The organism is Geobacter benzoatilyticus (genome assembly GCF_017338855.1).
Lineage (GTDB): Bacteria > Desulfobacterota > Desulfuromonadia > Geobacterales > Geobacteraceae > Geobacter > Geobacter benzoatilyticus.
The window spans coordinates 2091479-2118374 of the sequence record NZ_CP071382.1; the positions used below are offsets into that span (position 1 = coordinate 2091479).

Below are 26896 nucleotides of genomic sequence, written 5' to 3' on the forward strand. Positions count from 1 at the left end.
ACTGAAAAGGCCGTCCGTGTTTGCGGGCGGCCTTTTTTATGGGGTGCCGGTAACTGATTTCAGGCGGGAGCTCAACTCTTCTTCGGTGCCGGGGTTGGCGATGACCACCCGGTTCCGTCCTTCCGATTTCGCCCGGTAAAGAGCCACGTCGGCCGCCTTGAGGAGCACCGCTTCGGTGGCGCCGTCCTCGGGGTAGGAGGCCACGCCAACACTGGCGGTGAGGCGCCCCAGGGGGAGGTTCTCTTCGTGGGGGAATTCTTCCCCTTCGATTTCGCGCCTCATACGCTCGGCCACGAAAATCGACTCTTTCTTGGATGTCCCCGGCAGGATGATGCAGAATTCCTCGCCGCCGTAACGGGTTACCACGTCCATTTGCCGGGCGGCATCCGAGAGGATTCTCGCCATTTTCTTTAGTGCCCGGTCGCCGGTCAGGTGACCGCAGAGATCGTTGTATATCTTGAAATTGTCCAGGTCGATCATCATGACGGTGAGGGAGAGATTCTGGCGGATGCTCCGGGCCAGTTCCTCTTCCATGCGGCGCTTGAGGAAGCGGCGGTTGTAGAGGCCGGTAAGGGGGTCGGTAATGGAGAGTTGCTCCAGGAAATCGGCCCGCTCGATGGAGAGCGACCGTTCGATCATGATGGAGGCATGGTCGGCAAAGGTAATCAGGAGGTTCAGGTCGGCCTCGGTGAAGATCCCCTGATTCTTTTTGTCCGAAAGGTTCAGGACGCCGATGGTTTCTTCCCGGAGCTTTATGGGGATGCTGACGAACGATTTCGTCTTGAAGCGGGGGCGGTTGGGTATGCCGACTCGCTTGTCTTTCTCGATGTCGTTCACGAGCAGCGGGTGGCCGCCGGCAGCCACCTTGCCGGCAATGCCGCTTCCCACCTGGACCGCCATGCTTTTGGCCAGTTGCATGTTCATGCCGAGAGCCGCCTCGATTTTCAGGTTCTCGCCGTTTTCGTCGATGAACATGAGGGAACCGCAGGAGGCATCCACCAGATCGGCGGCCATGGTAAGGATCGAGTCGTTGAGCTCCTCCTTGGAGGCTGCCCGGGAGAGGGTGGTGAACATGGACATCAATTTGGCCGCCTGGGCATTGTCGGCGGTGTGTTTTGCCTCTTCCCTCAAGTGCAGGAGCTTTGCCGAAGCCCGCTCGGTAATGAGCTGGATGAGCAGTTTGTCCCGTCGGGGGAGGTTGGCGTCAAAGAGGATCATGATGCCGAGGAGTTCGCCGTTGGAGGCAAAGCGTACGCAGGTTGCCTGATTGGCGCCGGTGTCAGGGAAGAGCGACCGGCACTCTTCGTCGAGGGTGACGACGTTTGTCTCCTTGGTGCGGGGGAGAATTGTCAGTGCCTTTGCCTTGGGGATGGTGCCCAGGTCGGGGTCCATCCCCCATAGCCCTTTCATGGCGAAGGAGTTGCTCCCCTCCGGGGCGAGGACGGCGATCCGGCCGATGTCGAAGAGAATGCCGAAGGTCTCGCTAAGCAGTCCCAAAACCTCGTCGGCGCTCCCGGCCGCGTCGATGCCGCTTGAAACCCCGGTAATGGAGGCAAGCCTCCGCATCGTTTTCTCTAAAATCAGGCTGTGGATGTTTTTGCCCAGCAGGGAAGGGAGGAGCTCCTGTACTCTACCGGCCACTTCGGCCACTTCATCCTCGCTGCCGGCGGGAAGCGCTTCCAGTTCTTCCCGCAATGCCACGGCATCCCCGTTGTCGGCCAGGGCGAGGGCTACCATCTGATCCAGGGCGATATCCTTGTCCCGCATTCCGCCGCCGATGAGGCAGGTGAAGGGGATGTTTCCCCCCCGGAGCGGAACGGCAAAATTGAGAAGCCCGGCATGGCAGCGGAAGATTATTGCCCTGTTTTGGGCCACGGCCCGTTGGACCGCTTCCTCCACGGCTTCCTGGCAGGTCTTGGTGCACAGCGCGCTCTGAGAAATGGTGTCGCAGACGGCGAAGAGGGACCGGTAGCGCGGCATGCCCACTTCGAGCTCGGCGCAGAAGGTCAACTGATAGGGCGCGAGGAAGGGGTACGACTTGAGGACCTCAAGAAGTTCCACAGGCTGGATTATTGTCAGGTCGGAATGCGGCAATGTTGTCTTTCCGTTAAGGGTCAGGCGGCTCCGCCCACGGTTATTTCCTCGATGAGCAGCGTCGGCTGCGCGTCCGACACCGGCACTCCCTGGCCGTCCTTGCCGCAGGTGCCGATGCCGAAGCCCAGGTCGCTCCCCACCTTTAAAATCTTTTTCAGTACATCGGGGCCGTTGCCGGTGAGGGTCGCGCCCCGGACCGGTTCGCCGGCAGACCCGTTTTCAATAAGGTAGCCTTCGGAGACTTCGAATACGAAATCTCCCGTCACGGTGTTCACCTGCCCGCCCCCCATCTTGCGGACAAAAAGGCCCCGGTCGACTCCGCGGACAATCTCCTCGGGCGGTGTTTCGCCCGGAGCGATCAGCGTGTTGGTCATCCGGACGATGGGCTTCGCATGGTACCCTTCCCGACGGCCGTTGCCGGTGGAGGCGCACCCGTCTTTCATGGCGGACAGCCGGTCGTAGAGGTACCCCTTGAGGATGCCGTTTTCCACAAGCACGGTCCGCTGTGCCGGTATCCCTTCATCGTCGAAGGAGAACGAGCCCCTCGCGTTGGGAATGGTGGCGTCGTCTATGACCGTCACCAGGGGCGAAGCAACCTGCTCACCCACCTTGCCGGTGTAGACCGACATGCCGTTGCCGGCCAAATCCGCTTCGAGGCCGTGTCCGATGGCTTCGTGAACCATGGTTCCCCCCGCTTCGGAGGAGAGGACCACCGGCATCAGTCCGGCCGGCGCCTTGCGGGCATCAAGCATCATCACGGCGCGCCGGGCCGCGGCCAGCGCCACCTCCTCGGGGCTCCGCTCCCGGAAGATTTCATGCCCCATGAACCTGCCGACCGGTTCGTACCCGGTCTGGATGATGTCCCCTTGCGTGGCAACAATCTGGGCCAGGAAGAGGGTGCCGGTACGGATGGCCTCCGTGAAATCGCCACGCGAATTGGCGACTTGGGTTTTTACGGCGCCGTCGCGATAGACGGCCGTAACTTGCCGTATTCTTTGGTCAAAGGCGCGTGCCGCCGCGTTGCCGCGGTTTACCAGCGCAACTTTGTCTTGAAGGGGTACGCCATCCGGCGGAATCTCGATGGGAAAACCGGACCCCACGAGTTTCGTCCCCATGTTGATGGCGCGGTCGAACGATTGCCCCTTTACCGCCCTGCTCACCGTGTCGGCCAGCGCCAGAAGCGCCGCTTCGGTCACTTCGTTGGTGTAGGCGTAGGCGGTGCGCAGGTCGGAGATTACCCTGATCCCCACGCCCCGATCGGTGCCGGCGAGGACTTTTTCAATTTTCCCATCTTCGCAGACAATGGAGGTGCTCGACCCCTCCTCGTAGTAAATATCAGCGAATTCACCGCCTCCTGAGAGGGCGCGGCGAAGGATTGCACTAAGATTCATTCCGTCAAGCATGGCTGTGAAACTCCATGTTCGGCACTTCTTTTAAAGCAATTTCGGTGCCGAGCGATTTGAGAAGCGCATCAATGTCTTCCGCGAAATGGCTGTCATACGTGATGGAAACGGTGCTGGTTTTCCTGTCCGCCGTACTGAGGGTGGCAAGCCCTTCGTGAGCTTCCACGATAAACTTCAGGTAGGCGAGTTCATTGCGTGCAACGCGAAAATAGCGGGTAATTTCAGTGGGATGGTACATGGTGCTCCCGAGATTGACAATTTGTATCTTTTAACATGCAAGTGCTTAAAAAACAATATAAAAACCACAGCGCTGGAAGTCCTGTAATCTTTGATGTTTAGGGAATGGCGGTTTATTGCTTCCCCTTGGCGCCGCCTGGCGGGTTAATTTCGTTGCCTCGCCGCGTCCGGCCGCGTAAAATGCCGTCGGTCTTATCTCCGACGTCTGTTTTTCCTATCTAAATTCTGCGCAAAGGAGAACCAGGTTATGACTAACCTCTACCGTTTGGCCGCGGGGGCTGCGCTTGCGGCGTCCCTGTTCGCCATGCCGGCAACGGCTGCCGAAATCAACAAGGGGCAGGCCCGCTCCGTCTTTCGCGACCGCTTGAAGGATGGTTCCGCCGGCCCCGAGATGGTGGTCATTCCCTCCGGCAGGTTCCGCATGGGGGCAATCTTCGGCGGCGGCGACCCCGATGAGAAGCCGGTTCACTGGGTTGTCATTCCCCGTGCCTTCTCCATGGGAAAATATGAGGTTACCTTCGAGGAGTACGATCGGTTCTGCAGCGCCACCGGCCGGGAAAAGCCCAAGGACGGCCGGCGCTGGTTCGGACCCCTCTCCCGCGACTGGGGCCGGGGACGGATGCCGGTCATGAACGTCAGCTGGGACGATGCCGATGCCTACACAAAGTGGCTTTCGGCCCAGACGGGGCAGAAATACCGCCTCCCCAGCGAGGCAGAGTGGGAATTCGCGGCCCGCGGCGGCAAGGATACCCCCTTCTGGTGGGGGGGGACCGCGGGGAAAAATCGGGCCAACTGCAAGGGGTGCGGCAGCAAATGGGACAAGAAAAAGGCGGCGCCGGTGGGCTCCTTCGCCGCCAACCCCTATGGCCTCTTCGACACGGCGGGCAACGTCTGGGAGTGGTGCATCGACACGTGGCACGACGGCTATGACGGAGCTCCCGCCAACGGCACGCCGTGGCTAGGCGGCGAGGACACCCGCCGTGTCCAGCGGGGGGGCTCCTTCGGGAGCAAGCCCCGCTACATCCGCTCGTCGGCCCGGGGGCGCGGCGCCTCCGACGGCCGGTACGTCTACCTGGGGTTCCGGGTGCTGAGGGAACGGTGAACGGGAAATCCCCCCTCGATACCCTCCGGACAGTTTTCGGCTACCGCTCGTTCCGCCCCTTCCAGGAGGAGATCGTCACACGCCTTGTCGGCGGCGGAGATGCCTTCGTACTGATGCCGACGGGGGGCGGGAAGTCCCTCTGCTACCAGATTCCGGCCCTTCATCGTCCCGGCGTCGGCATCGTGGTCTCTCCCCTCATCTCCCTCATGAAGGACCAGGTGGATACCCTGCGCGAGAACGGGGTGGCGGCCGCCGCCTACAACTCCGCCATGGGTGAGCGGGAGGCCCGGCAGGTGCTGGCCAAACTCCACGCAGGGGAAATGGACCTCCTCTACGTGGCCCCGGAACGGCTCATGACCGAAGCCTTCCTGGAGCGGCTCCGGGATATCCCCGTGGCCCTCTTCGCCATTGACGAGGCCCACTGCGTCTCCCAGTGGGGGCACGATTTCCGGCCGGAGTACGTGGAGCTGGGGCGGCTGCGGGGACTCTTTCCCGGCGTGCCGGTCATCGCCCTCACCGCCACCGCCGATGTGCAGACCCGAAGCGACATCATCGACCGGCTGGGCCTTCGGGATGCCCAGGTCTACGTCACCGGATTCGACAGGCCGAATATCAAATACACCGTTGTCGAGAAGCAAAAGCCCTTTCACCAGCTCATGGCGTTCCTGGCCAATCGCCCCCAGGATGCGGGCATTGTCTACGCCCTCTCCCGCAAACGGGTGGAGGAGGTGGCCGGCAAGCTGCGGGATGCCGGCATCGGGGCGGCCGCCTACCACGCGGGGCTGCCGGATGCGGAGCGGAGCCGGGTCCAGGAGGCGTTCCTGCGGGACGACATCCGGGTGGTGGTGGCCACCGTTGCCTTCGGCATGGGGATCGACAAGCCCAATGTCCGGTTCGTGGTCCACTACGACCTCCCCAAGAACATCGAGAGCTACTATCAGGAGACCGGCCGGGCCGGACGGGACGGGCTCCCGGCGGAGGCGCTCCTCCTCTTCGGCTATGGTGATATTGCCGTTTCCCGCGCCCTCATCGAGTCGGGGAATAACCCGGAGCAGGTGCGGATCGAGCTCCACAAGCTGAACGCCATGGTGGGGTTCGCCGAGGCGGGAACCTGCCGCCGGGAGGCGCTCCTGGGGTACTTCGGGGAGCGGCTGGCCGAGGGGTGCGGCAACTGCGACCTCTGCCTCGATCCCCCCGAGAGCTTTGATGCCACCGAGGATGCCCGCAAGGCCCTCTCCTGCGTCTACCGGGTGGGGCAGCGCTTCGGCATGGGGCATGTGATCGACGTGCTGCGGGGCTCGAAAAGCGAGCGGATCCAGCAGTTGGGCCACGATCGCCTCTCCACCTACGGCATCGGCGCCGACCGCTCCGCCGAGGCGTGGGGGAGCATCATCCGCCAGTTGATTCACCGGGGGTACCTGGAGCAGGATCTGGCCAACTACTCGGTGCTGAAGCTTACCTCGGCGGCCCGGCCGCTGCTGCGGGGGGAGGAGAATCTCGTTCTGGCGAAGCCCAGGGTGAAGGTGGCCCCGGCGAAGAAGGAACCCAAGCGCAAGGGAGTGGCGGCATCCCTGGCCGAAGGGGACGAAGGGCTCTTCCAGGAGCTACGGGCGCTCCGCAAGCGCCTTGCCGACGAGCAGCACGTTCCCCCCTACGTCATCTTCAGCGACGCCACCCTGGTGGAGATGGCCTCACTGCGCCCGGCAACCATGGATGATCTCCTGCGGGTGAACGGCGTGGGGCAGCAGAAGCTCGAGCGCTACGGCGCGGCGTTCCTTGAGGTTATCCGGAACAATTCATGAGCATTGAAAGGCGCTTTCAACACAGAGCAACCGTGTTCTCTGTCAAGCCGAAGTTATACTGCCGTTCCAATAGCGGTTGTCTCTAACCATGGCATTGAGGATGACCAGAAGCTTCCTCATAGCAGCCGTAATGGCTACTTTATGTACTTTGCCGGCCGTTCTTAGACGGTCATAGAAGGCCTTGATGATGGGGTTAAATCGTATGGCGGCAAGTGTTGCCATGTACAGAACGGTACGGACTGCTGCACGGCCTCCCCATATGGCTCGTTTGCCCTTGTGTTTACCACTGTCCCGGTTATATGGGCACAACCCTGCTAATGCGCTGATCTTGTGCCGGGAGACGGTCCCCAATTCGGGCAGCGCTGCCAACAGCGTTGCAGCGGTAACAGGGCCGACGCCCTTGATGCTGGTCAGAATTTGCTCCTTTGCCTTCCAGAGCTCAGAGGACTGGATGAACTTGGAAATATCATCATCAAAAGAACAAATTTGCTGCTCAAGCCATTCGATGTGCCGCACAATCCCCGCGCGCACCGATTTTGGAGCGGCTGAGAGGCGGTTTTTCTCTGCCGCCTGCATGTCAACGAGCTGGCGCCTGCGTGAGATCAAAGCGGAGAGTTCGTGGGCCGCCTCGTCTTTGAGAGGTCTGATCTCCGGCTCGATCTTCTGGCCGAACAAGGCTATGACCTTTGCATCAAGCTTGTCCGTCTTGGCCAGAAGACCACACGCTTTGGCAAAATCTCGGATCTGCCTCGGGTTTACGATAACAACGGGCAGCGAAGCCGCTGAAAGCATACCGACAGCTAGCATTTCCAGGCCGCCTGTTGATTCGAAAATGACCCGTGTTGGGGCTGCTGCGAGAAGAGCTTCCGCCAACTCGGTGCAACCACTTTCGTCGTTGGAGAACCGCTTCGTAATCCCCAGAGGGAGTATGCATACGTCGAGATTCTCTTTGCTTACGTCAACTCCTGCGACAACTGATTCGTTCAGTCCCATTTTTTCCCCGTCCCTTTCTTGCGAAGATGCGGGCTATAAAGCCCGGGCAACCGTTCGGGCTGCGAAGAAAGGACATGGCGCTTTACGCTCTGTGACGGGCTTGAAGCCCTAGACACAACCAAACTGCCATGCCCGGCACAGAAAAACTAGCTGCTTGATACTGAACATACAAGACACAGAGAGCACAGAGTTTTTTTGCTTATCAGACGAAAGGCTGTCTATTGCTCAGTTTTTAGTGCTTTGTTTTGCTGCTGGATGACAATGTTTTGATATGTTTTTGATTTTCTCTGTGTCTCAGTGCCTCTGTGTTTAGCTTGTTCTTATTCCGTTGAAAGGTTTTCCCTGACATGACCCTCCAAACAATACTTCCCTACGTAACCCCGCCGGTGGTGGGGGCCGTCATCGGCTACGTGACCAACGATATCGCCATCCGGATGCTGTTCCGCCCCCTGAAGCCGTGGCGCGTTTTAGGCATCCGCGTCCCCCTAACGCCGGGGGTCATCCCGGCGGGCCGCCACGAGTTCGCCACAACCATCGGCAGCATGGTGGGGACCCATCTGGTGACGGGTGAGGATGTGGGGCGCGCCCTGAAGCGCGACAACTTCCGCCGCGAGTTGCGGGAGGCGGTGGGGGAGAAGCTCGACGGCATCCTCGACCGGGAGCTGGGCGCCGTGGGCTCCATAGTCCCGGCCGGCCTGGATTGCTGGCTCCGTGATCTGGCAGCGTCGGTGAGCCGCGAGGTGGCGGCCGGCGTCATCGGCCAGGCGGGGAACGAAACGTTCCGGAGGGAATTGGAAGCCATCATTTCGACCCTGGAGGAGCGGGTTCTTCCCCGCCAGCTGGAACGATTCCTTTCGGGCGACGGGTACGAGGCGTTGCGCTCCGGTGCCGGGGAGGCGCTGGCGGCGCTTCTCCAGTCCCGCGGGGTGAGCAGGGGAGTGGCCTCTGCCGTGGAAGACGCCCTTGAGGAATTCCTTTCGTCGGACCGCCCCCTGCGGGAGCTCCTTCCCGCCGATGGGGCTGAGTTCCTGACGGCCCAGCTGGAGGCTGCGGTGCCAGTGCTTCTCGATCAGGTGGGGGCGCTCCTGCGGACTCCGGAGTTTCGCGCGGGGCTCGAAGGGAAGCTCCAGGAGGGGTTCCAGGGATACCTGCACACCCTGAAGGGGGCTCTGGGTTTCATGGCGGGGCTCCTCAGCGCCGACAAGCTCAACTCCCTCTTTTCCGGGGTCATCGGGAACATTATGGAGGAGATCCAGCGCTGGCTCGGGGAGGAGAAAACCCGGCAGATGGTGGCGGGGTTCGCCCGGCAGCGGCTTGATGGATTTCTGGACCGTCCCCTTGCCGCCACCCTTGAAGGGGTGCCGTACCAGAGGGTGGCCGCCGCCCGGAAGCTTATCCGCAAGGGGGCCGTCGGGTTCGTCCGCAACCCCCGGACGGCGGAAATGATTCTCGCCGTGGCGGAACGTGAGGGACGGCGCCTTCTCCTGGAGGGGAATGGCCGCCCCCTCTTCGACCGCCTCGCTTCGGCCGAAGGGGCTAAACGGCTCCGGGCATCCCTTGTGGACGGGATCATTGCCCTTGCCGGCACCGCAGAGGTCCGCGACGGAATGGAGCGATTCATAGCCGCCCGCATGGACGAATGGCTCTTCCGCCGCCCCCTGGGCCGCCTTTCGGCCCGCATCCCGGCCGATGCCCGGCGCGATCTGGAGGGAGCGGTATATTCCCAGGTGGAGGAACTGCTCCAGAAGGAAGTCCCCCCCCTCATCGACGCCCTCGACGTGGCCGGCATGGTGGAGGAAAAGGTCAACTCCCTCGACATCCTCAAGGTGGAGGAGCTCCTTCTTTCCATCATGAAGAAGCACTTCGTCTACATCAACCTCTTCGGCGCGCTGCTCGGCTTTGTCATGGGATTTATGAATGTTTTCCTTGCGCGGTTTTTTTCCTGAGGGGAAAGCAGCCGATTCAGGCACTTTCCTTGACTCGCACGGGGAAATGTGCGACTAGAAAACTGATTTTTTGTTATTGATTGACGGTGTCGGACCTCCATGGTGAGGTCGTCGGGAGGAATAATTGATGGAGTGTGACCACCGGACCGAACTGACCAAACTCTTGTTGAGCCTCGTGCCTGCCGACGGCACTGGAATCGGCAACCAGACCCTGCGGGAGCAGTTTTTCGCCGCGGCCGCCTCTGCAGGGCATTCGGTCGATGACGGTCGGCTCGATCTCCTGCGCGACGCGCTCATCGCCGATGGTGTCCTAGAAAAAGGGAAAGGTCGCGGTGGCTCCGTGCGGCGGGCTCCCCGGCAGGAGGGATTCGAGCTTCAGGTTCAGGCGCCTCCCGAGTCCAAAGCCGCTGCGGCACGGGCTGCTGGCAAGATGGACAAGTCCGCCCCACAGCGCACCTCTTTGGCCGATGCTGCCCAGATCATCTCCTACCGCCACCCGGACCGGCGCAAGAACAACCCCGAAGTGGGGGTGGTTACCCCGGCCACCGACCCGGCCCAGCCCCGGACTGTCTGGTCCTACGATCCCCATCTCGATCCGGTTCTCCAGTTCGACAGCGGCCGTTCTTCTATCGAAAAGCTCATCGACGACGCTCTTGCCTCCGGCGACGAGGCCGCCATGCGCCAGGCACTGGAAGAGCTGAAGCGGCTCCAGTCCCCCTACCTGAACTGGACCGGCAAGGCCGAGCGGACCAGCTTCGAGGTGGATACCGTCTCGCTCCATGTCCACGAGCGGATGGATCCCATGAGCATTCTCTCCGCCGTGCGCAAGAGAATGAACTCCCTCTCCCCTGGTGGGAGAGGGCAGGGGAGAGGGGGTGGCATTCAACCCGGCCTCTTCGAAGCCCCCTTCGAGAGTCTGCCGCTGCGGGACGCCATTGATTTCTACCACCACGACCGCGGCTGGGCCAACCGGCTGGTGGCAGGGGATTCGCTCCTGGTGATGAACTCGCTCCTGCAGAAGGAGGGGATGGCGGGGCAGGTGCAGATGATTTACATCGACCCGCCGTATGGGATCAAGTACGGCTCCAACTTCCAGCCCTTCGTGGGGAAGCGGGACGTGAAGGACCGGAAAGACGAGGACCTGACCCAGGAGCCGGAGATGATCAAGGCGTTTCGGGACACTTGGGAGCTGGGGATTCATTCGTACCTGACCTACCTGCGGGACCGGCTGCTGCTGGCCAGGGAACTGCTGACCGAGTCGGGGAGTGTGTTTGTGCAGATTTCGGATGAGAACCTGCACCATGTGCGGGAGTTGATGGATGAGGTGTTTGGGGTAGACAATTGTATTGGCCAAATTGTTGTACAAAAAACTGGCGGCTTCACAAAGAAAACGCTTTCTTTAATAGAAGATTACGTAGTCTGGTACGCTAAAAACGCTGAGAAAATAAAATATCGTGATCTTAGGCAAGACAGCGATCTTCCACCTGCCCGTGACCCATATTATCGGCGAGTGCAGGAACCGTCAGGGAAAATGCGTTTCATGACAAAAGCTGAGTCGGAAGATCCAACTTTAGTACCTAATGACTCATTTGTATTTAGACATGGCCCATTGAATTCAGACGGTCCATCTTCTACTCCTAAGCCCTTTAATTTCGAGGGAATTGATTTCTGGTGTAATCCGAATCGTCACTGGACTGTTGATCCGGAAACAGATATGCCGCGCATAGCCCGCAGTGGTCATATATTCAGACTAGGAAATGATGTTGCATTTAAACTCTATTGGAAGTTTAACCCTGCTAAACCGTATAACAATGTCTGGCTAGACACTCAGAGCGGCGGTTTTAATGATCCAAAGGTGTATGTTGTCCAAACCACAACCAAAGTCATCGAACGCTGCCTCCTCATGACCACCGACCCCGGCGACCTGGTGCTGGACCCCACCTGCGGTTCCGGCACCACCGCCTACGTGGCCGAGAAATGGGGGCGCCGCTGGATCACCTGCGACACCTCCCGGGTGGCTGTGACCCTGGCCAAGCAGCGGCTGGTGACCGCCAGCTTCGACTACTTTGAGCTCCGCTATCCCCACGAGGGGCTCAAGGGGGGGTTCATCTACAAGACTGTTCCCCACGTCACCCTCAAGTCCATCGCCAACAACCAGGAAATCGACGAGATCTACGAGCGGATGCACCCGGCCATCGAGAAGGCGCTGGGGGAGCTGAACGCCGCGCTTTCACCCTCTCCCCAGCCCTCTCCCATCAAGGGAGAGGGGGCGAAAGCAGTTAAATCTTCCATCAAGGGAGAAGAGGCAATAACAACATCGACGGGCAGGGTTTCTCCCTCTCCCCTCGTGGGAGAGGGCCGGGGAGAGGGGGCATTACAGGAATGGGCCGTCCCCTTCGATTTCCCCGCCGACTGGCCCGAGGCTGCCCGCGCCCCCTTCGACGCCTTCCACAAGGCGCGGATTGCCATGCAGAAGCAGATGGATCTTTCCATTGCCCGCGGCGCTGAGCCGGAAACCCTCTACGACCAGCCCCAGGTGGACAAAAAGAAGCTCCGCATCACCGGGCCGTTCACGGTGGAGGCGGTGCCGTTCCCCACGGTCCTCTCTCTTGATGAAGGCGGGCAGCAGCAGGAGGCGGACGTGACCATCGCCCGCTCCGGCGAGTCGTCCCGCCAGCACCAGTGGCGCGACGAGCTGCTGAAAACCGGCATCCGGGGCAAGGGGGGGCAGATGCTGAAGTTTGCCGAGCTGGAGACGCTCCCCGGCACCCGCTACCTCCACGCCTCCGGCCATCTGGACAGCGGCGAGCGTGTGGTGGTTTCCTTCGGCCCCGAGCACGCGGCCCTGGAACAGCGCCAGGTGGAACTGGCCCTGCGGGAGGCGGGGGAACTCTTCCCACTCCCCAAAATGATCGTCTTCTGCGCCTTCACCTTTGACCCCGAGGCGGCCAAGGACATCGATCAGCTCAAGGGAATCACGGCCCTGAAGGCCCAGATGAACACCGATCTCCTCACCGAAGACCTGAAAAAGGCCCGCTCCAGCAACCAGAGCTTCTGGCTCATGGGCCAACCGGATGTGGAGGTGCGCAAGCTCACGGACGGCACCTGGCAAGTGGAGGTCCACGGCTTCGACTACTTCGACACCGCCAAGGGAGAGCTGGTCTCCGGCGGTAAGGGGAAGATCGCGCTGTGGCTCCTAGACACCGACTACGACGAGCGCTCCCTGTTTCCCCGCCAGGTTTTCTTCCCCATGGCCGGTAAGGGGGAAGGGTGGCAGAAGCTCAAGAAGGACATACGGGCTGAACTGAACGAGGAGCTATTGAGCCGGTTCCACGGCACCGTTTCCCTCCCTTTCGAGGCGGGTGACAACTGCAAGGTGGCGGTTAAGATCGTGGATGACCGGGGGATTGAGAGTTTGAAGGTTATTTCACTGGAGGGGTGATCGATGCGTATCGAATCCATAACATTGAGAAATTTCCGGGCCTTTAAGGATGTCACCCTGAAGGATATTCCTCCATTCTGTGTGCTCGTCGGAGCCAATGGCACGGGTAAGAGTACCCTCTTTTCTGTTTTTGGTTTCCTTCGTGATGCCATGACTACCAACATCACCGCTGCTCTTGGCAAATTGGGAGGGAGTCGCGGATTCCAGGAAGTGCGAACCCGGGGGTGTGACGGCCCCATTGAAATTGAGCTGAAAATACGTGCGGACCTTGGGCGAAAGGCTACAAACCTGATTACCTACAGCCTGTCCATTGACGAGCATGACGGCCGCCCCGTGGTGGCCAGGGAAATACTCAAATACCGGAGGGGGAGCGGCGGGCAGCCATGGCACTTCCTTGATTTCAGTTTCGGGCGGGGAGAGGCTGTTACCAACGAACTGGAAAAGGTTGAGGATGTTAAGGATCTGGTACGCGAGACCCAGACCTTGAAGAGCCCCGACATCCTGGCTATCAAGGGGTTGGCCCAGTTTGAGCGGTTTCCGGCGGTTGTGGCCCTGGGGAACCTTATCGAAAACTGGCACCTGTCTGATTTTCACATAAGCCGCGCCCGCCCCGAGCAGGAGGCGGGATATGCCGAGCATCTGTCCCGCGAGGGAGAAAATCTGTCTCTGGTTATCGAATATCTCTACAAGCACCACCCGAGGATATTCGAAAAGATCAGGGAAAAGCTCAAGGCCCGGGTTCCCGGAATAACCAATGTCGAGGCAAAAACCACGGAAGAGGGGCGGATTCTGCTGAAATTTCAGGATGGTGCGTTTGAAGACCCCATATTGGCCCGTTTTGTCTCTGATGGGACCATCAAGATGCTGGCGTATCTGACGCTGCTCTACGATCCGAATCCCCATCCACTACTCTGTGTGGAGGAGCCGGAAAACCAGTTGTACCCATCCCTGCTGTGGGAGCTGGCGGAAGAGTTTAGATCCTACGCGGTACGTGGTGGCCAGGTTTTCGTGTCGACTCATTCCCCGGATTTCCTTAATGCTGTTGAGTTGGATGAAGTTTTTTGGCTGGAGAAAAGAAACGGCTTCACGCAGGTCCATCGGGCCAAGGACGATGAGCAACTGGCTGCATTCATGGCTGACGGCGACCAGATGGGGTATCTCTGGAAGGAAGGTTTGTTCAAGGGGGTGCACCCCAAGTGATGACGATTGTTTTCCTTGTGGAGGAGCCCTCGGCACAGGATGCGCTGGAGGGGCTACTGCCCCGTATTCTGTCGAAAGATGTTGATATCCGATTTCTGGTTTTCGAGGGGAAGCAGGACCTGGAGAAGCGGATGGGACGACGGATGCGGGGCTGGCTCAAGCCTGAAACCGCCTTTGTCGTACTGCGGGATCAGGACAGCGGCGACTGCAGGCTTATCAAGGAGAGGCTCGCAAGCCTCTGCCGGGAGGCTGGTCGTGAGGATGCTGTTGTGAGGATTGCTTGTCGAACGCTTGAGGCTTGGTTTGTGGGTGATTGGGACTCTGTCGGCACAGCATTCGAGCAGCCACGCCTGGCCAATCTTAAACGAAAGGCGATGTACCAGGATCCGGACCGGCTCAGCAATCCCGTTACTGAACTCCGAAAAGTCATTCCCGACTATCAGAAGCGTGACGGTGCTCGACGAATCGGGAGGCTGTTGGACCCGGCACGTAATAGTTCCCGGAGCTTTCGATTGTTTGTGGAAACAGTCAGACGCCTGGCAGGTCCCCAATGACTGTGCCCTCTTCCCTCATCATCAATTCCCCCTATGAAGCTCCCCGCCGGCATTGGCAGCAGGATACCCGTGACGGTTCCCTGGCGCAGATTGAAGAGCGTCGTCCGGCGGGGTACGAGATTTTCGACGTCCGCTACAATACCAAGCGGACCGAGCCGCTGGAACTGGTGAACCAGATCCGCCAGCGGGTTGACGATTGGCGGGCTGCCGGCTATCCGGGCGTGACGAGCGTTACCCGGCGGCTCTTGGAGCACTGGCACGACCGGGACGCGCGGCAGTTACCGTTTTACTTCTGCCAGCTGGAGGCAATGGAGACGCTGGTCTGGTGGGTGGAGGGGTCGGCGGAGCACCGACAGGGAATTCATCTCCCCGGTGACGGTGGTCCGTGGCAGCGGTTGTGCAACAAGATGGCCACCGGCACCGGCAAGACGGCGGTGATGGCGATGATCATCACCTGGCAGGTGTTAAACGCCCTGACCTATCCCAAGCGGACGCGGGATTTCTCACGGGCCGTGTTCATTGTGGCGCCGGGGATTACGGTGAAGGAACGGCTGCGGGTCCTCTACCCGGGGGAGCCGGACAACTTCTATGACGTCTTCGGGCTCTGTCCCTCCGAGGCACTGCGCCAGAAGCTGAACCAGGCGGAAATCCTCATCGAGAACTGGCATACGCTGATGCCCCTCAAGCAGACGGAGCGCTCGGTGGTGAAGAAGGGTGCCGAGAGCGACGAGGCCTTTACCCGTCGGGTTCTGGGGAAACTGGCGGCCTCTCGCGACATCGTCGTCATCAACGACGAGGCCCACCACGCCTACCGCATTCCGGCGGAGCTGAAGATCAGCAAAAAGCAGGCGGCGGAGCAGGGGATCGATCTGGACGAGGCGACCCGCTGGATCGAGGGGTTGGACCGCATCCACAAGACCCGCCGCATTCGCTGCTGCTTCGATCTTTCCGCCACCCCCTTCGCCCCCACCGGCAAGGCGAGCAGCGAGGCGGGGCTCTTCGGCTGGATCATCTCGGATTTCGGCCTCAACGATGCCATCGAAGCGGGACTGGTGAAGACGCCGCGGGTGGTGATCCGCGACGATGCCCTCCCTGACGCCAAGACCTACCGCTCAAAGCTGTACCACATCTACCGCGACCCCGAAGTGGCCGATAACCTCAACAGTAAGGCGGAACGCCATGAGCCGCTCCCCAAACTGGTGCAGGATGCCTACACCCTGCTGGGGGCCGACTGGCGGGCGGCGCTTCAGCAGTGGAAGGAAGAGGGGCATGTTTCGCCGCCGGTGATGCTGACGGTCTGCAACCGGACCGAGACCGCGGCGCGGATTGAGCACTATTTCCGCAATGGCGACGCCCACTGGCCGGAAATGCTGGCGCCGGAGCGGACCCTGCGGGTGGATTCGAAGGTGCTGGAGAAGGCGGAGATCGGGGAGACGGCGGGGAGCGACAAGGGTTACGAGGAGTCCCTGCGGGCCATCGTGGATGCGGCGCAAATTCCCGAAACCCGCAAGGAGCGGTTGCGGGGGCTGAAGAAGGAGGAGCTTCTGCGGGAGATTGTCGACAATGTCGGCAAGCGGGGCGCGGCCGGCCAGGACCTGCAGAAGGTGATTTCCGTTGCTATGCTTTCGGAAGGGTGGGATGCCAAGAATGTGACCCACATCATGGGACTAAGGGCATTCACCAGCCAGCTTCTTTGCGAGCAGGTCATCGGCCGGGGACTGCGGCGGGTGGCCTACGAGACGGACGAAAACGGCCTCTTTCTGCCGGAATATGTCAATATCTTCGGCGTCCCCCTTTCCATCTTCCAGGTTGGTGATGACGGAGGTCCGCCGCCACCGCCGCCCAAACCGAGTACCCAGATCGAGTCGCTGCCGGAGCGGGCGAACCTGGAAATCCGCTGGCCCAACGTACTGAGGGTCGATACGGTGGTGCGGCCAACTCTGGCGGTTGACTGGGCACAGGTTGAAGCCCTGACCCTTGATCCGGCCCAGACGCCGGTCAGCGCTGAGTTGGCGCCTGCACTGGGTGGCGCGGCCGACCTGAGCAAGGTGCACGCCATCGACCTGGAGCAGTTGCCTGATGGTTTCCGCTTGCAGCGGCTCACCTTTCAGGCGGCCCGTAAGGCGTTCGAGGCGCTGCAGGGGACATTCCGGGGGCAGCGGGAGTATCTCGTCCTTCAGCTTATCCGCCTCGTGGAGCAGTTCTTCGCTTCCGATCGCCTGCATATCCCGTCTCAGTATCATCAGGACCCGCTTCGCAAGCGGATTCTATTCGCTCTCAACATCGACCTGATCGTTCAGCATCTGCTGCGCTACGTGACGGAGCAGAACAGCGAGCGGTTAGAGCCGGTTTTCGACGAGGAGTTCCCCATCGGTTCCACGGCTGCTATGCGCACCTGGTACACCACCAAAATCTGCCATCCGACTCGCCGCTCCCAGATCAGCCACATGGTGGCCGACAGCAGTTGGGAGCAATATGCCGCCAACCTGTTCGACCAGAGCAGCCGTGTTGTGGCCTACGCCAAGAACGACCATCTCGGTTTTTATGTCTGGTATCTCTGGAACGGCGTCCGTCGCCGGTTTATCCCCGATTTCCTGGTGCGGTTGACCAATGGCCGGACCTTGGTACTGGAGATCAAGGGGGAGGATTCCGAGCAGAACCGCGCCAAGCGTGATGCTCTGGATACCTGGGTGCGGGCGGTCAACGAGCGGGGAGGTTTCGGCGTCTGGTGCTGCGATGTGGCGTTTGTCCCGGCGCAGATGCAGGATATAGTTGCCCAACATGCTCAAATCAGCACTCAGGGCTGATTCATTTCCCATTGCGAAAATTCGGAGGTTGCCATGTCCGTTACGCTCGATGAAGTGAAACAGGTTTACGCCGAGGCCGATTGCCTCTTCACCGCCGCCCAGGTGGAGGAGGCCATCGACCGTATGGCGCGGGAGATCGCCGCGCGGCTGGCCGATGCCAATCCCATTATCTTCTGCGTCATGAACGGCGGGCTCATCGTCAGCGGCAGGCTGCTCCCGAAGCTGGAGTTTCCCCTGGAGGCCGAGTACCTCCACGCCACCCGGTACGGCCATAAACTCTACGGCACCAGCCTCGACTGGAAGGTGCGGCCCACCAAGCAGTTGAAAGGCCGGAGCGTGCTTATCGTCGACGACATCCTGGATGAGGGCGAAACCCTGGGGGCTATTGCCGACTGGTGCCGGGACATGGAGGCGAAGGAGGTGCTCACCGCTGTGCTGGTGGACAAGGAGCATGACCGCAAGGCCCGCCCCGACCTGGTCCCAGAGTTCGTGGGGTTAATGACGCCTGACCGCTACCTGTTCGGCTTCGGCATGGATTACAAGGGGTATTGGCGGAACGCACCGGGTATCTTCGCCTTAAAAGGGTACTGAAACGCGGCTTTTCCGCAATCTCTGCGTTGCTCTGAGAATTACTTGTGCGACGTAGCGCTGCTACGTCTCCGCGCAATTCTCATGGCGCCTTGACCTTGCGAATAATCCACGTTTCACGGGACTGCCATGAAAACCATCGCTTCGTTCTTCCGTTTCGACCAGCATAAAACCGGCTTCCGCCGGGAGACCGTGGCCGGGATTACCACTTTCCTGACCATGGCCTACATCATCATCGTGAACCCGGCCATCCTGGAGGCCGGGGGGATTCCCCGCGGACCCCAGACCACGGCCACTATCATCGCCGCGGTCTTCGGCTGCGTGGTCATGGCACTGTGGGCCAACCGCCCCTTCGCCATCGCCCCCTACATGAGCGAGAATGCCTTCGTCGCTTTCACGGTGGTGAAGACCCTGGGCTACACGTGGCAGACGGCCCTGGGGGCGGTCTTCGTGGCGGGGATCGTCTTTTCCATCCTTACGGTGTTCAGGGTCCGGAGCTGGCTGGCGGAGGCGATTCCACTCTCCCTCAAGTGCGCCTTTGCCGTGGGGATTGGCCTCTTCCTCACCTTCATCGGCCTCAACGAGACCGGGCTCGTCACCCTTGGGGTTGCGGGGGCGCCGGTGAAGATGGGGAACATCGCCGCGCCGTCGGTGCTCCTGGCGGTCTCCGGCTATCTCTTTACCGTATTCCTCATGACGCGGCGGGTTCCCGGCGCCATCGTCATCGGCATCGTGGCCACCACAGTGCTCTCCATCGCCTTGGGGGTCATCCCCATGCCCACGGAGTTCGTGAGCCTCCCCCCCGCTCTGTCGCCGATTCTCTTTCAACTGGATATCGGGAGCGTTTTTGAGATTCGCTTCTTTCCGGTGGTCCTCACCATCTTCATTATGGCGTTCCTGGATACGGTGGGGACCCTCATCGGCCTCTCCATGCGGGCCGACCTCCTGGACGAGAACGGGAACCTCCCCGAGATCGAGAAGCCGATGCTGGCCGACGCCCTGGCCACTACCGTGGCGCCGCTTTTGGGGACCACCACCACCGGCGCCTACATCGAGTCGGCCGCCGGCATCGAGGAGGGGGGGCGCACCGGCTTCACGGCCCTGGTGGTGGCGGGGCTCTTTCTCCTCTCCCTCTTCTTCGCCCCCATCTTCACCATCGTGCCGCCCCACGCCTACGGCATCGCCCTCATCGTCATCGGCTCCTTCATGATAGAGCCCATCAAGCGGATCGACTTCGACGACTTCACCGAGCTGGTACCCGCTTTCCTCACCATCGTCCTCATGATTTTCACCTACAACATCGGCGTCGGCATGAGCACGGGGCTCCTCACCTATCCGCTCCTCAAGACAGCCGCCGGCCGTGGGCGTGAGGTGCCGGCCGGCATGTGGGTGCTGGCGCTCCTGGCGGTGTCGCTGTTCGTGTTCTTCCCGAAGATGTGAATTGAATCGTGCTGAAACAAAAAAAGCCCGCCGGAAGCGGGCTTTTCTGTATTTATGGGTGAGAGTTCTGGTGGCGGGAAGATTCCCTCAGGCAGTCTTTCCGCTCACTACTGCCTCAAAACGCTTGAACAGCTCCGGGTTGAAGGAGCTCCCCACTTCTTCACCCATGATTTTCAGCGCTTCCGTCTGGGGAATTGCGTTGTGTTTGGGACGGTCGGTGGTCATGGCGCAGAAGGTGTCGCAGAGGGCCGCAAGCTGGGCGCTCCTGGGGATTTGGTCCCCCTTCAGGCCGGAAGGGTAGCCGCTGCCGTCGTATTTTTCGTGGTGGTGCCGCACGATGGTTAGGGAAACTTCGCCCAGGGTGCCGGCGCTGTGCAGATGTTCATATCCCTTCTGGGTGTGCTGCTTGACCTTGTGGTACTCGATGGCGGAAAGGGCGTCCGGTTTGTCGAGGAGGTCGCCGGAGAGGAATACCAGGCCGAAGTCGTGGAGGAGGGAGCCGACTCCCACGTCAATCATCTCGTCGTGGGTGAGGGCGAAGAGCCGGTCGTGGACAAGCATCATCAGGGCGGCCACCTGTACGCTGTGGGTGAAGATGTAGTGGTTCTGGGAGGTTATGGCCTGGAGCGCCTTCAGGGCATCTTCGTGTCCCGACACGTATTTCATGAGATGGCGCATCAGGCTGCGGCAGCGGATGATATCAGCAGTCTTGTCCGGTTCGTCGAAGATGTCGGTGACGTAGTTGGCGGCGGTCTGGTAGAGGATGGTCCCCTTGGAGCCGCTGTCGATGTCGCTTCGCACCAGGAGGCTGTCCAGGTTATGTTCGAGGTATTCGGTAACCACATCCATGTCGCCGCTTCTCACGTAAAGGAATTGGGTGCTGGTCCATTCGAGCCGTTGCCGGTCGGCTTCCGTGAATTTACGGTCGTGGTTCTTGTAGAGGATGAAGTTGCCGTTATTCTTTATGAAAAGAGCGATGTCGGGGAAGTAGCCGGGTGATATGCATGCAAGGGAAAGCGGTCTGTAAAAGCGGTTCTTCATAGTGTGTACCCCTGCGTCCGTTTTTTTATATTTGAACTTACTCGGGGGACGTTTGTCAATGTTTTCATTAAGAGGAAAAGCTCCGGCGAAATCAAATGTTATGCCGTGCCGGATATCGTTCCCGCGATTGTTGCCGACAGCCGTACATGGGCGTTTCCCGCAATTGACAAAAGGGGGGCGGGGGCACTACAGTAGATGAAAATATACGGGCCAGGCCGTTGCCCGATGGCCTGGCCGTCGATGGATGGAGATGCGATTTTGCTGACAAGAACGAAGATTTCCCTGGGACTGGTGGCCACGATTGCCTGTCTTGCGCTTGCGGCGGTTATGGTCCTGCGTTTTTCCAGGATTGGCCCCGACCGCGAGAGCGTGGCTTCCCTGGAGCTCTTTGCCGAAGTGCTCCGGGAAGTGGAGCAGAATTACGTGGAGAAGGTTGACCGCAAGAAGCTTCTGGAGGGGGCCGTCAACGGGATGCTCGCGGCTCTCGATCCCCACAGCGCCTATCTCCCCCCTGAGCCTTTCACCGAAATGCAGACGGAAATATCGGGGTCCTTCGGCGGGTTGGGCATCGAGCTTTCCCAAAAGGACGGGAAACTCACGGTGGTTTCCCCCCTGGAGGATACCCCAGCCTGGAAGGCGGGGATCAAGGCGGGCGATTACATCTTCAAGATCGACGCTACTCCTACCAGCGACCTCACCATGATGCAGGCGGTGAAGAGGATGCGGGGCAAGCAGGGGACGAAGGTGACCCTCACCATACTCCGTAACGGAGAGGGGGAGCCTCTCGTGTTCCCCCTCGTGCGTGATATCATCCGGACCAAGAGCCTCCGGGCCCGGACGCTGGAGCCAGGGTACGGTTACGTGCGCATCGGCCATTTCCAGGCGCGAACCGGCGAGGACTTCGCCAATGCCCTGCACAAGCTGCGTGCCGAGAACGGGGGTAGCCTCAAGGGGCTCGTGCTCGATCTGCGCAATAACCCCGGCGGGCTTCTGGAGGTGGCGGTGGAGGTGGCCGGCCGTTTTGTGGGCGAACGGCTGGACAATGGCCTCATCGTTTATACCGAGGGGCGTGAACCTTTCGCCAAGCGCCGCTACAGCGCCACTGTCGGCGAGAAGGAACCCCGCTATCCACTGGTGGTGCTCATCAACAGCGGCAGCGCCAGTGCTTCCGAGATCGTTGCCGGAGCGCTCCAGGACTACGGCCGGGCCGTCATAATGGGAACTCCCAGCTTCGGCAAGGGATCGGTGCAGAGCGTCGTTCCCATGAAGGATGGTGCCGGGCTCAAGCTTACCACTGCCCTCTACTATACGCCCAAGGGGCGCTCGATCCAGGCCAGGGGGATAATTCCCGATATCACCGTTGAGAACGCCGAGCTGAAAATAGTTCCGGAGGACAAGCGGGAGGAATTCCACGAGAAGGATCTGGACAACCACCTCGGGGGAGGGAAGGAGACTCCCGAAGCGGTGGAGGAGAAGGAGAACCGCGAGAAAATGACCAAACCGGCCAGCAATGCCGTGACCGGTTTCGCGGATGATTTGAAGAAGGATCAGCAGCTTGCCCGTGCCCTGGATCTTCTGAAAAGCTGGGAGGTGCTGCAAAAGGTGGCGGGTGGGGCGAAGTAGCCCGCCTGCCTGTTTCCGTAGGGGCGGTTATGGTTCAAGGGAGAAGTAGAATGTTGCCCCCTTCCCGACCGCTCCTTCCCCCCAGATTCTTCCGCCGTGCCGCTGGATTATGCGTTGCACCGTGGCGAGGCCGATGCCGGTCCCTTCGAAATCCGATTTGCTGTGGAGCCGCTGGAAGGTGCCGAACAGGCGGTGAGACTCGGCCATGTCGAAGCCTGCCCCGTTGTCGCTCACGAAGTAGTACTTCTTCCCCCCCTTTTCCGTAACGCCGAACTCTATTACGGCGCTCTCCTTCTTGCCGGTATATTTCCAGGCATTCCCCAGTAAATTCACCAGCACCAGGTTCAGCAGGCGCGAGTCTCCGTTGCCGGAGACCCCTTCGGCGATTCTGAAATCCCCATGGCGTTGCTTGTCCTTTGCCTTGAGCTCCGCGGCAATGATGCGAGCCATGGTGCTGAGATCCACTTCCTGCCGTTGCAGCTCCTGGTGATTCAGCCGGGAAAATTCCATCAGGGCGCCAATCAGGTCGTTCATGCGCAGTGTCGACTGGTATATCTCCTGGATGTAATCGGTGCAACTGGTGTCGAGCGTGTCGGCGTGGAGCTCCAATAATACCTGGCAGTAACCGCTGATGTTTGTCAGGGGCGACCGCAGGTCGTGGGAAACGGTGTAGTTGAATGCTTCCAGTTCGTGATTTGCGGTTTCGAGCTGTTCATTGAGATGGTTCAGTTCGTTTTGCGTCCGGATAAGCTCGTTGTTCTTCTGGATGGCGGTTTCGTAGGTGCAGAGGAGGAGGTCGAGAATCTGGCGGCGGTCTGCGGTTATGCAGTAGCGCTGGCCGGCAAAAAGGATTTCCAGCCCCGGCTGGGGCCCAATGCTGCATGTGTTGCGGCTTTCCATCAGGTACCCGACGCGGGAGATGAGATGCGCTTCGTCGTAGGGCTTGGTGATGAAATTGTCGGCCCCGCATTCGAGACCCCTGATGACATCGTGGGGGTCGGAGAGAGAGGTCAGGAGGATGACGGGTATGTCCCTGCAATCGTCCCTTTCCTTGATTCTGCGGCACAACTCGTAGCCGTCGATCTCCGGCATGATGACATCGCTGATAATGAGCGAAATTTTTTTGCCGGGGATAAGAGCCAGGGCCTCTTTGCCGTTGCCTGCCGAGATTACGCCGTAGCCGTTGGATTCCAGTATGTGGCGCAGCTTAACGGACTGGGTGGGGCTGTCCTCGATGATGAGAATGTCTCCGTTGCTTTTTTCCGTTACCTCTTCCATGGTTACTTCTCCATCGCTACCAGGTTGGTAAGGGTTGTCACTATTTGAGCCGGTGACAGCGTGTAGGTGGCGGCTTCAAGTTTGATGGCTTCTCCCGGCATACCGTGAATGACGGAGCTTTTCAGGTCCTGTGCGATTGTGACGGCTCCTGCTTCCCTCAGGTGTTTCAGTTCCCTTGCCCCATCGCTCCCCATGCCCGTGAGAAGGACTCCTACCGACCGTGGGCCGAAGGCGTATGTCACTGATCGAAAGAGCGCGGAGACCGAAGGCCGGAGGCCGTTCTCAGGGGGAGAGTCCTTGAGGGCGATTGCCGTGCCGTCCGCCGTAACGAGCATATGGTTGCCGTCCGGCGCCACGTAGGCGTGTCCTGGCAGAATCCGCTCGCCGTGGGTTGCGAGATGCACCGGGATGGCGGAGGAGAGGTTGAGCCACTCGGTAAATCCCTTGATAAATCCAAGGGCCATGTGCTGCACGATTAGGACCGGCGCCGGGAAATCCTTCCCGAGCCCTGCAAGGATGGCCTGTATGGCCATGGGGCCGCCGGTGGAGGCTCCTATGGCTACGGCATTCACCCGTGCCGGAACAGCCGGCCTTTGATGCGGCAGGGGAATGGTGTCCGGCCTGTCGCGCCGCGGTGTACGCCGCACCACTTTGACCTCGGCCATCAGCTTGACGGTCCGTATGAACGCTGCGGCTTCACGCTCGTGGTCCGGATGACCTGGCCCGCAGGGGCGCGCCAGGGCCGTGACAGCTCCGGCCTCCATGACGCGGAAGGTCGATGCCACTTCTTCGGCGTCCAGGTTTCCGCTTACGACTACTATCGGGACGGGATGGCTCTCCATGATCAGGCGGGTGGCGGTCAGGCCGTTCATCCGCGGCATGTAGATGTCCATGGTTATCACGTCCGGTTTCAGCCGGGCTGCTGCTTCAACGGCCTCTTCGCCGTCCGACGCGGTGCCGATTACCTCGATTCCCGGATCGGAGGCGAGAAGCGCCTGGAGCAGCATCCGCACGCTTGCCGAATCGTCAACTACAAGAACCCTTACCATATCAGCCCGTTACCCCGCATATTCAAATCAGCCTCCGTACGGCATCCAGCAGATTGCTCTGGTCGAAACTGCTCTTCACAATATAGGCATTTGCCCCGGCATCGACACCCCTCTCCCGGTCTTCGCGCGAGTCGAGGGAGGTCACCAGCACCACCGGCAGGTCGGTCAGGTTACGGGATGCGCGAATTCTCCCAGTAAGCTCGAAACCGTTCATGCGCGGCATGTCCACGTCGGAAACCACCATGTCGAAGTCTTCGGTGCCGAGCAGCGTCAGCGCGTCGACGCCGTCCACTGCGGTTTTTACCCGGTACCCGGCCGATTCCAGAATGTTTTTCAGCAGCGTCCGGGCGGTTATGGAGTCCTCCACGACCAGGATCGCCCGTGAGGGCGATTCTTCCACAACTGCTGGATGGCTGGATGAGCCCCCCGTGGCGGCGAGCCTGACCGCCGACTTGACCAGGTCGCTGCTGTTCAGTATCGGTACGACCTTTCCGCTTCCCAGAACCGTGGCCCCGGCAATGTTCCGCACGCGGCGAAGCTGTGGCCCGAGCCCCTTTATCATCACTTCCTGCTCGCCCGCAACCTGATCCACTCCGAAGGCTATGCCCCCCTGGCCGGTGGGGAGGACAAAGAAGCTGAGGTGGTCTTTGCCGTTATCGGCCCGTTCGTCGCGCGGGAGTTCCAGCACGTCGTCCAATCTCACATAGGAGAGCGTGCGGCCGTCCAGTTCGATGGTTTCCCGGTTTTCCACGGTGGCGAAAGCGGTTCTTTCTTTCCGCGCAACGCGCTCCACGTCGGTGGTCGGCAGCACGAAGAGGCGGCCGGCCGCCTGGACCAGTACTCCCCGGAATGTGGACAGGGTCAGGGGGAGGGTTATGCGAAAGGCCGTGCCGCGCCCCTTTTCGGTTTCAACCGCAATGGCGCCCCCGAGCCTTTCCACTTTTTCCCGCACGATGGCCAGGCCGAGCCCCCTGCCTGATATGTCGTCGATGATGGGGCTCGTGGATATTCCCGAAGCGAAGATGAGAGAGATGGGGTCTTGCTCGCCTGCCTGGTCCGGGCCTTCGGGCGTTGCAAGGCCGAGCTTTGCGGCAGCCTCCCGCAGACGGCCGGTGTCGATGCCCCCGCCGTCGTCGGAGATGACTACTTCCACCCGATTGCTCTCCACCAGCGAGACGGTGACGGTGATTTTCCCGCGCTGCGGCTTCCCTTGCCGCTCCCTTTCTCCTGGGGATTCGATGCCGTGGTCAATGCAGTTGCGCACCAGGTGGACGAGGGGGTCCTTCATCTCCTCAAGAACCCGCCGGTCGATCTCGATGGACTCTCCTTCAATAAGCAGTTCCGTTTCTTTTCCCAGATCCCGGGACAGGTCGCGGACAAGCTTCGGGAGTATCGCCAGCAGCGACGAGAAGGGGAGCATCAGCGCCTCCCTCACATCCTCCAGCAGGTTAGCCACCATGTCGCCCAGGTGCAGGAGATCCTGCTCCGCCCCCTTCGTCAGGCGGCTCATCCGGTATCCGCCCTCCCTGGTCAGCGCGTAGTTCCAGTCGAGGAAATCGAGCAGTTTCCTGATAGGCGCATCGTTTTCTCCCGCAGGAGATTCCCCGGCCGTTTCGGTTTTCAGTTGCCTGCGCATGCGCCGCAGGGCCGGCAGCGCCTTTTTCCATTCCTTTTCCCAGGTGGCGATATCCTTTCGGAGGGCTCGCAGTTCTTCCACCCGCTGGGCGGCAGCAAGCTTTGCCGTCAGCATTCCTTCGGTCTGGTGCAGCAGGGTGTCGAGCTTCCCGGCGGAGATCCTCACGGTGTGCGCTGCGGCCGCTTTTCCGCCGTGGGGGGACTCCTCCTGTTCCGCGCGGGGGGCGGGGTGGGGGGGGAGGGAGGGGGGGGAGAAGGTGCCCCTCTGTGCCTGATGCAGGCGTAGGACCAGTTCCCTGAGCCGCTCTTTCTCTCCGGGGGACGGACCGGCCTCAAGGGAAGGGAGAAGCGCTCCTATCGTGTCGACCGATGTGTGGAGCAGGTCGAACAGTTCCGGCACCTGCTTGATTTCCCTCCGTTTCATGGCGGACAGGAGGTTTTCCATGGCATGGCCGACGGTTTCGATGGGCGCGGAGTTGACGGAACGGGCGGCGCCTTTCAGGCTGTGGGTTTCCCTGAAAAGCGCTTCGACCAGTTCCATTTCCCTTTCGGGGGATGCGCTTTGCTCCAGCTCGACCAGGCCGGTCGATATGGCCGCAAGGCGCTCCTTCGTCTCGGCCGTGAAGGTTGCCAGGAGCTTGTTGAGGAAGTCTTTATCCATC

General features: G+C 60.6%; 18 protein-coding genes. 10 read left to right on the plus strand and 8 right to left on the minus strand.

What is annotated here, in order from left to right; translation table 11 throughout:
* Nucleotides 1-36: 36 nt before the first annotated feature.
* The 3 genes from JZM60_RS09880 to JZM60_RS09890 are packed head-to-tail and all read right to left on the minus strand — an operon-like array spanning nt 37 to nt 3735.
* Nucleotides 37-2061, minus strand: a complete 2025-nt coding sequence (locus tag JZM60_RS09880) for a diguanylate cyclase (RefSeq protein ID WP_241426214.1) — start codon at nt 2059-2061, stop codon at nt 37-39.
* Nucleotides 2062-2114: 53 nt separating this feature from the next.
* Nucleotides 2115-3497: a TldD/PmbA family protein gene (locus JZM60_RS09885; RefSeq protein ID WP_207162181.1), complete on the minus strand. Its 1383-nt coding sequence runs from the start codon at nt 3495-3497 to the stop codon at nt 2115-2117.
* Nucleotides 3490-3735 carry a DUF4911 domain-containing protein gene (locus tag JZM60_RS09890; protein ID WP_207162182.1) on the minus strand — a complete coding sequence of 82 codons (246 nt, stop codon included), beginning with the start codon at nt 3733-3735 and terminating at the stop codon, nt 3490-3492. The genes JZM60_RS09885 and JZM60_RS09890 overlap by 8 nt, the downstream gene beginning before the upstream one ends.
* A gap of 246 nt (nt 3736-3981) precedes the next feature.
* Here JZM60_RS09890 and JZM60_RS09895 point away from each other — a divergent pair, with 246 nt between their 5' ends.
* Nucleotides 3982-4836, plus strand: coding sequence for a formylglycine-generating enzyme family protein (locus tag JZM60_RS09895; protein WP_207162183.1), 855 nt, complete (start codon nt 3982-3984; stop codon nt 4834-4836).
* On the plus strand, nt 4833-6638 hold the full coding sequence (gene recQ, locus JZM60_RS09900; RefSeq protein ID WP_207162185.1) for a DNA helicase RecQ: 1806 nt from the start codon (nt 4833-4835) through the stop codon (nt 6636-6638). Before JZM60_RS09895 ends, recQ begins: the two co-directional genes overlap by 4 nt.
* A 42-nt stretch (nt 6639-6680) precedes the next feature.
* Here the strand turns inward: recQ and JZM60_RS09905 are convergent, their stop codons facing one another.
* Nucleotides 6681-7631 carry an IS110 family RNA-guided transposase gene (locus JZM60_RS09905; RefSeq protein WP_207162140.1) on the minus strand — a complete coding sequence of 317 codons (951 nt, stop codon included), beginning with the start codon at nt 7629-7631 and terminating at the stop codon, nt 6681-6683.
* 347 nt (nt 7632-7978) lie between these two features.
* Here JZM60_RS09905 and JZM60_RS09910 point away from each other — a divergent pair, with 347 nt between their 5' ends.
* From JZM60_RS09910 to JZM60_RS09940, 7 genes are all read left to right on the plus strand, one after another.
* Complete coding sequence (locus JZM60_RS09910) at nt 7979-9577, plus strand: DUF445 family protein (RefSeq protein ID WP_207162186.1); 1599 nt, start codon at nt 7979-7981, stop codon at nt 9575-9577.
* 127 nt (nt 9578-9704) lie between these two features.
* Entirely contained in the window at nt 9705-13019 is a 3315-nt protein-coding gene (locus JZM60_RS09915) for a site-specific DNA-methyltransferase (protein ID WP_207162187.1), read from the plus strand.
* 3 nt (nt 13020-13022) lie between these two features.
* Nucleotides 13023-14219: an AAA family ATPase gene (locus JZM60_RS09920; protein WP_207162188.1), complete on the plus strand. Its 1197-nt coding sequence runs from the start codon at nt 13023-13025 to the stop codon at nt 14217-14219.
* On the plus strand, nt 14219-14773 hold the full coding sequence (locus tag JZM60_RS09925) for a DUF4276 family protein (protein WP_241426215.1): 555 nt from the start codon (nt 14219-14221) through the stop codon (nt 14771-14773). Before JZM60_RS09920 ends, JZM60_RS09925 begins: the two co-directional genes overlap by 1 nt.
* Nucleotides 14770-17580, plus strand: a complete 2811-nt coding sequence (locus JZM60_RS09930) for a BPTD_3080 family restriction endonuclease (protein WP_207162190.1) — start codon at nt 14770-14772, stop codon at nt 17578-17580. Before JZM60_RS09925 ends, JZM60_RS09930 begins: the two co-directional genes overlap by 4 nt.
* 33 nt (nt 17581-17613) lie before the next feature.
* Nucleotides 17614-18171, plus strand: a complete 558-nt coding sequence (locus JZM60_RS09935) for a hypoxanthine-guanine phosphoribosyltransferase (protein ID WP_207162192.1) — start codon at nt 17614-17616, stop codon at nt 18169-18171.
* 126 nt (nt 18172-18297) lie between these two features.
* The gene (locus tag JZM60_RS09940) at nt 18298-19608 is read left to right on the plus strand and encodes an NCS2 family permease (RefSeq protein ID WP_207162194.1); all 1311 of its coding nucleotides are present in this window, start codon (nt 18298-18300) and stop codon (nt 19606-19608) included.
* A gap of 87 nt (nt 19609-19695) precedes the next feature.
* Here JZM60_RS09940 and JZM60_RS09945 read toward each other — a convergent pair whose 3' ends face one another.
* Nucleotides 19696-20649: an HD-GYP domain-containing protein gene (locus tag JZM60_RS09945; protein ID WP_207162195.1), complete on the minus strand. Its 954-nt coding sequence runs from the start codon at nt 20647-20649 to the stop codon at nt 19696-19698.
* Nucleotides 20650-20889: 240 nt separating this feature from the next.
* On the opposite strand from JZM60_RS09945, the gene JZM60_RS09950 reads away from it, so the two are divergent.
* Nucleotides 20890-22272 carry a S41 family peptidase gene (locus JZM60_RS09950; protein ID WP_207165562.1) on the plus strand — a complete coding sequence of 461 codons (1383 nt, stop codon included), beginning with the start codon at nt 20890-20892 and terminating at the stop codon, nt 22270-22272.
* Between the two features lie 27 nt (nt 22273-22299).
* Here JZM60_RS09950 and JZM60_RS09955 read toward each other — a convergent pair whose 3' ends face one another.
* From JZM60_RS09955 to JZM60_RS09965, 3 genes are read right to left on the minus strand one after another with little or no spacing between them, the layout of a single operon-like run.
* Nucleotides 22300-23550, minus strand: a complete 1251-nt coding sequence (locus JZM60_RS09955; RefSeq protein WP_207162196.1) for a response regulator — start codon at nt 23548-23550, stop codon at nt 22300-22302.
* A gap of 2 nt (nt 23551-23552) precedes the next feature.
* Nucleotides 23553-24599, minus strand: coding sequence for a chemotaxis-specific protein-glutamate methyltransferase CheB (cheB, locus tag JZM60_RS09960; RefSeq protein ID WP_207162197.1), 1047 nt, complete (start codon nt 24597-24599; stop codon nt 23553-23555).
* Between the two features lie 22 nt (nt 24600-24621).
* The gene (locus JZM60_RS09965) at nt 24622-26895 is read right to left on the minus strand and encodes a hybrid sensor histidine kinase/response regulator (RefSeq protein ID WP_207162198.1); all 2274 of its coding nucleotides are present in this window, start codon (nt 26893-26895) and stop codon (nt 24622-24624) included.
* Nucleotide 26896: the final 1 nt, after the last annotated feature.

What these genes read in the sequence shown, in the direction of transcription:
- JZM60_RS09885 (WP_207162181.1), bottom strand. Translation starts at nt 3,497, where the DNA reads ATGCTTGACGGAATGAATCTTAGTGCAATCCTTCGCCGCGCCCTCTCA.
- JZM60_RS09890 (WP_207162182.1), bottom strand. Translation starts at nt 3,735, where the DNA reads ATGTACCATCCCACTGAAATTACCCGCTATTTTCGCGTTGCACGCAAT.
- JZM60_RS09895 (WP_207162183.1), top strand. Translation starts at nt 3,982, where the DNA reads ATGACTAACCTCTACCGTTTGGCCGCGGGGGCTGCGCTTGCGGCGTCC.
- JZM60_RS09905 (WP_207162140.1), bottom strand. Translation starts at nt 7,631, where the DNA reads ATGGGACTGAACGAATCAGTTGTCGCAGGAGTTGACGTAAGCAAAGAG.
- JZM60_RS09910 (WP_207162186.1), top strand. Translation starts at nt 7,979, where the DNA reads ATGACCCTCCAAACAATACTTCCCTACGTAACCCCGCCGGTGGTGGGG.
- JZM60_RS09915 (WP_207162187.1), top strand. Translation starts at nt 9,705, where the DNA reads ATGGAGTGTGACCACCGGACCGAACTGACCAAACTCTTGTTGAGCCTC.
- JZM60_RS09920 (WP_207162188.1), top strand. Translation starts at nt 13,023, where the DNA reads ATGCGTATCGAATCCATAACATTGAGAAATTTCCGGGCCTTTAAGGAT.
- JZM60_RS09925 (WP_241426215.1), top strand. Translation starts at nt 14,219, where the DNA reads ATGACGATTGTTTTCCTTGTGGAGGAGCCCTCGGCACAGGATGCGCTG.
- JZM60_RS09930 (WP_207162190.1), top strand. Translation starts at nt 14,770, where the DNA reads ATGACTGTGCCCTCTTCCCTCATCATCAATTCCCCCTATGAAGCTCCC.
- JZM60_RS09935 (WP_207162192.1), top strand. Translation starts at nt 17,614, where the DNA reads ATGTCCGTTACGCTCGATGAAGTGAAACAGGTTTACGCCGAGGCCGAT.
- JZM60_RS09940 (WP_207162194.1), top strand. Translation starts at nt 18,298, where the DNA reads ATGAAAACCATCGCTTCGTTCTTCCGTTTCGACCAGCATAAAACCGGC.
- JZM60_RS09945 (WP_207162195.1), bottom strand. Translation starts at nt 20,649, where the DNA reads ATGAAGAACCGCTTTTACAGACCGCTTTCCCTTGCATGCATATCACCC.
- JZM60_RS09950 (WP_207165562.1), top strand. Translation starts at nt 20,890, where the DNA reads ATGGATGGAGATGCGATTTTGCTGACAAGAACGAAGATTTCCCTGGGA.
- JZM60_RS09955 (WP_207162196.1), bottom strand. Translation starts at nt 23,550, where the DNA reads ATGGAAGAGGTAACGGAAAAAAGCAACGGAGACATTCTCATCATCGAG.
- cheB (WP_207162197.1), bottom strand. Translation starts at nt 24,599, where the DNA reads ATGGTAAGGGTTCTTGTAGTTGACGATTCGGCAAGCGTGCGGATGCTG.
- JZM60_RS09965 (WP_207162198.1), bottom strand. Translation starts at nt 26,895, where the DNA reads ATGGATAAAGACTTCCTCAACAAGCTCCTGGCAACCTTCACGGCCGAG.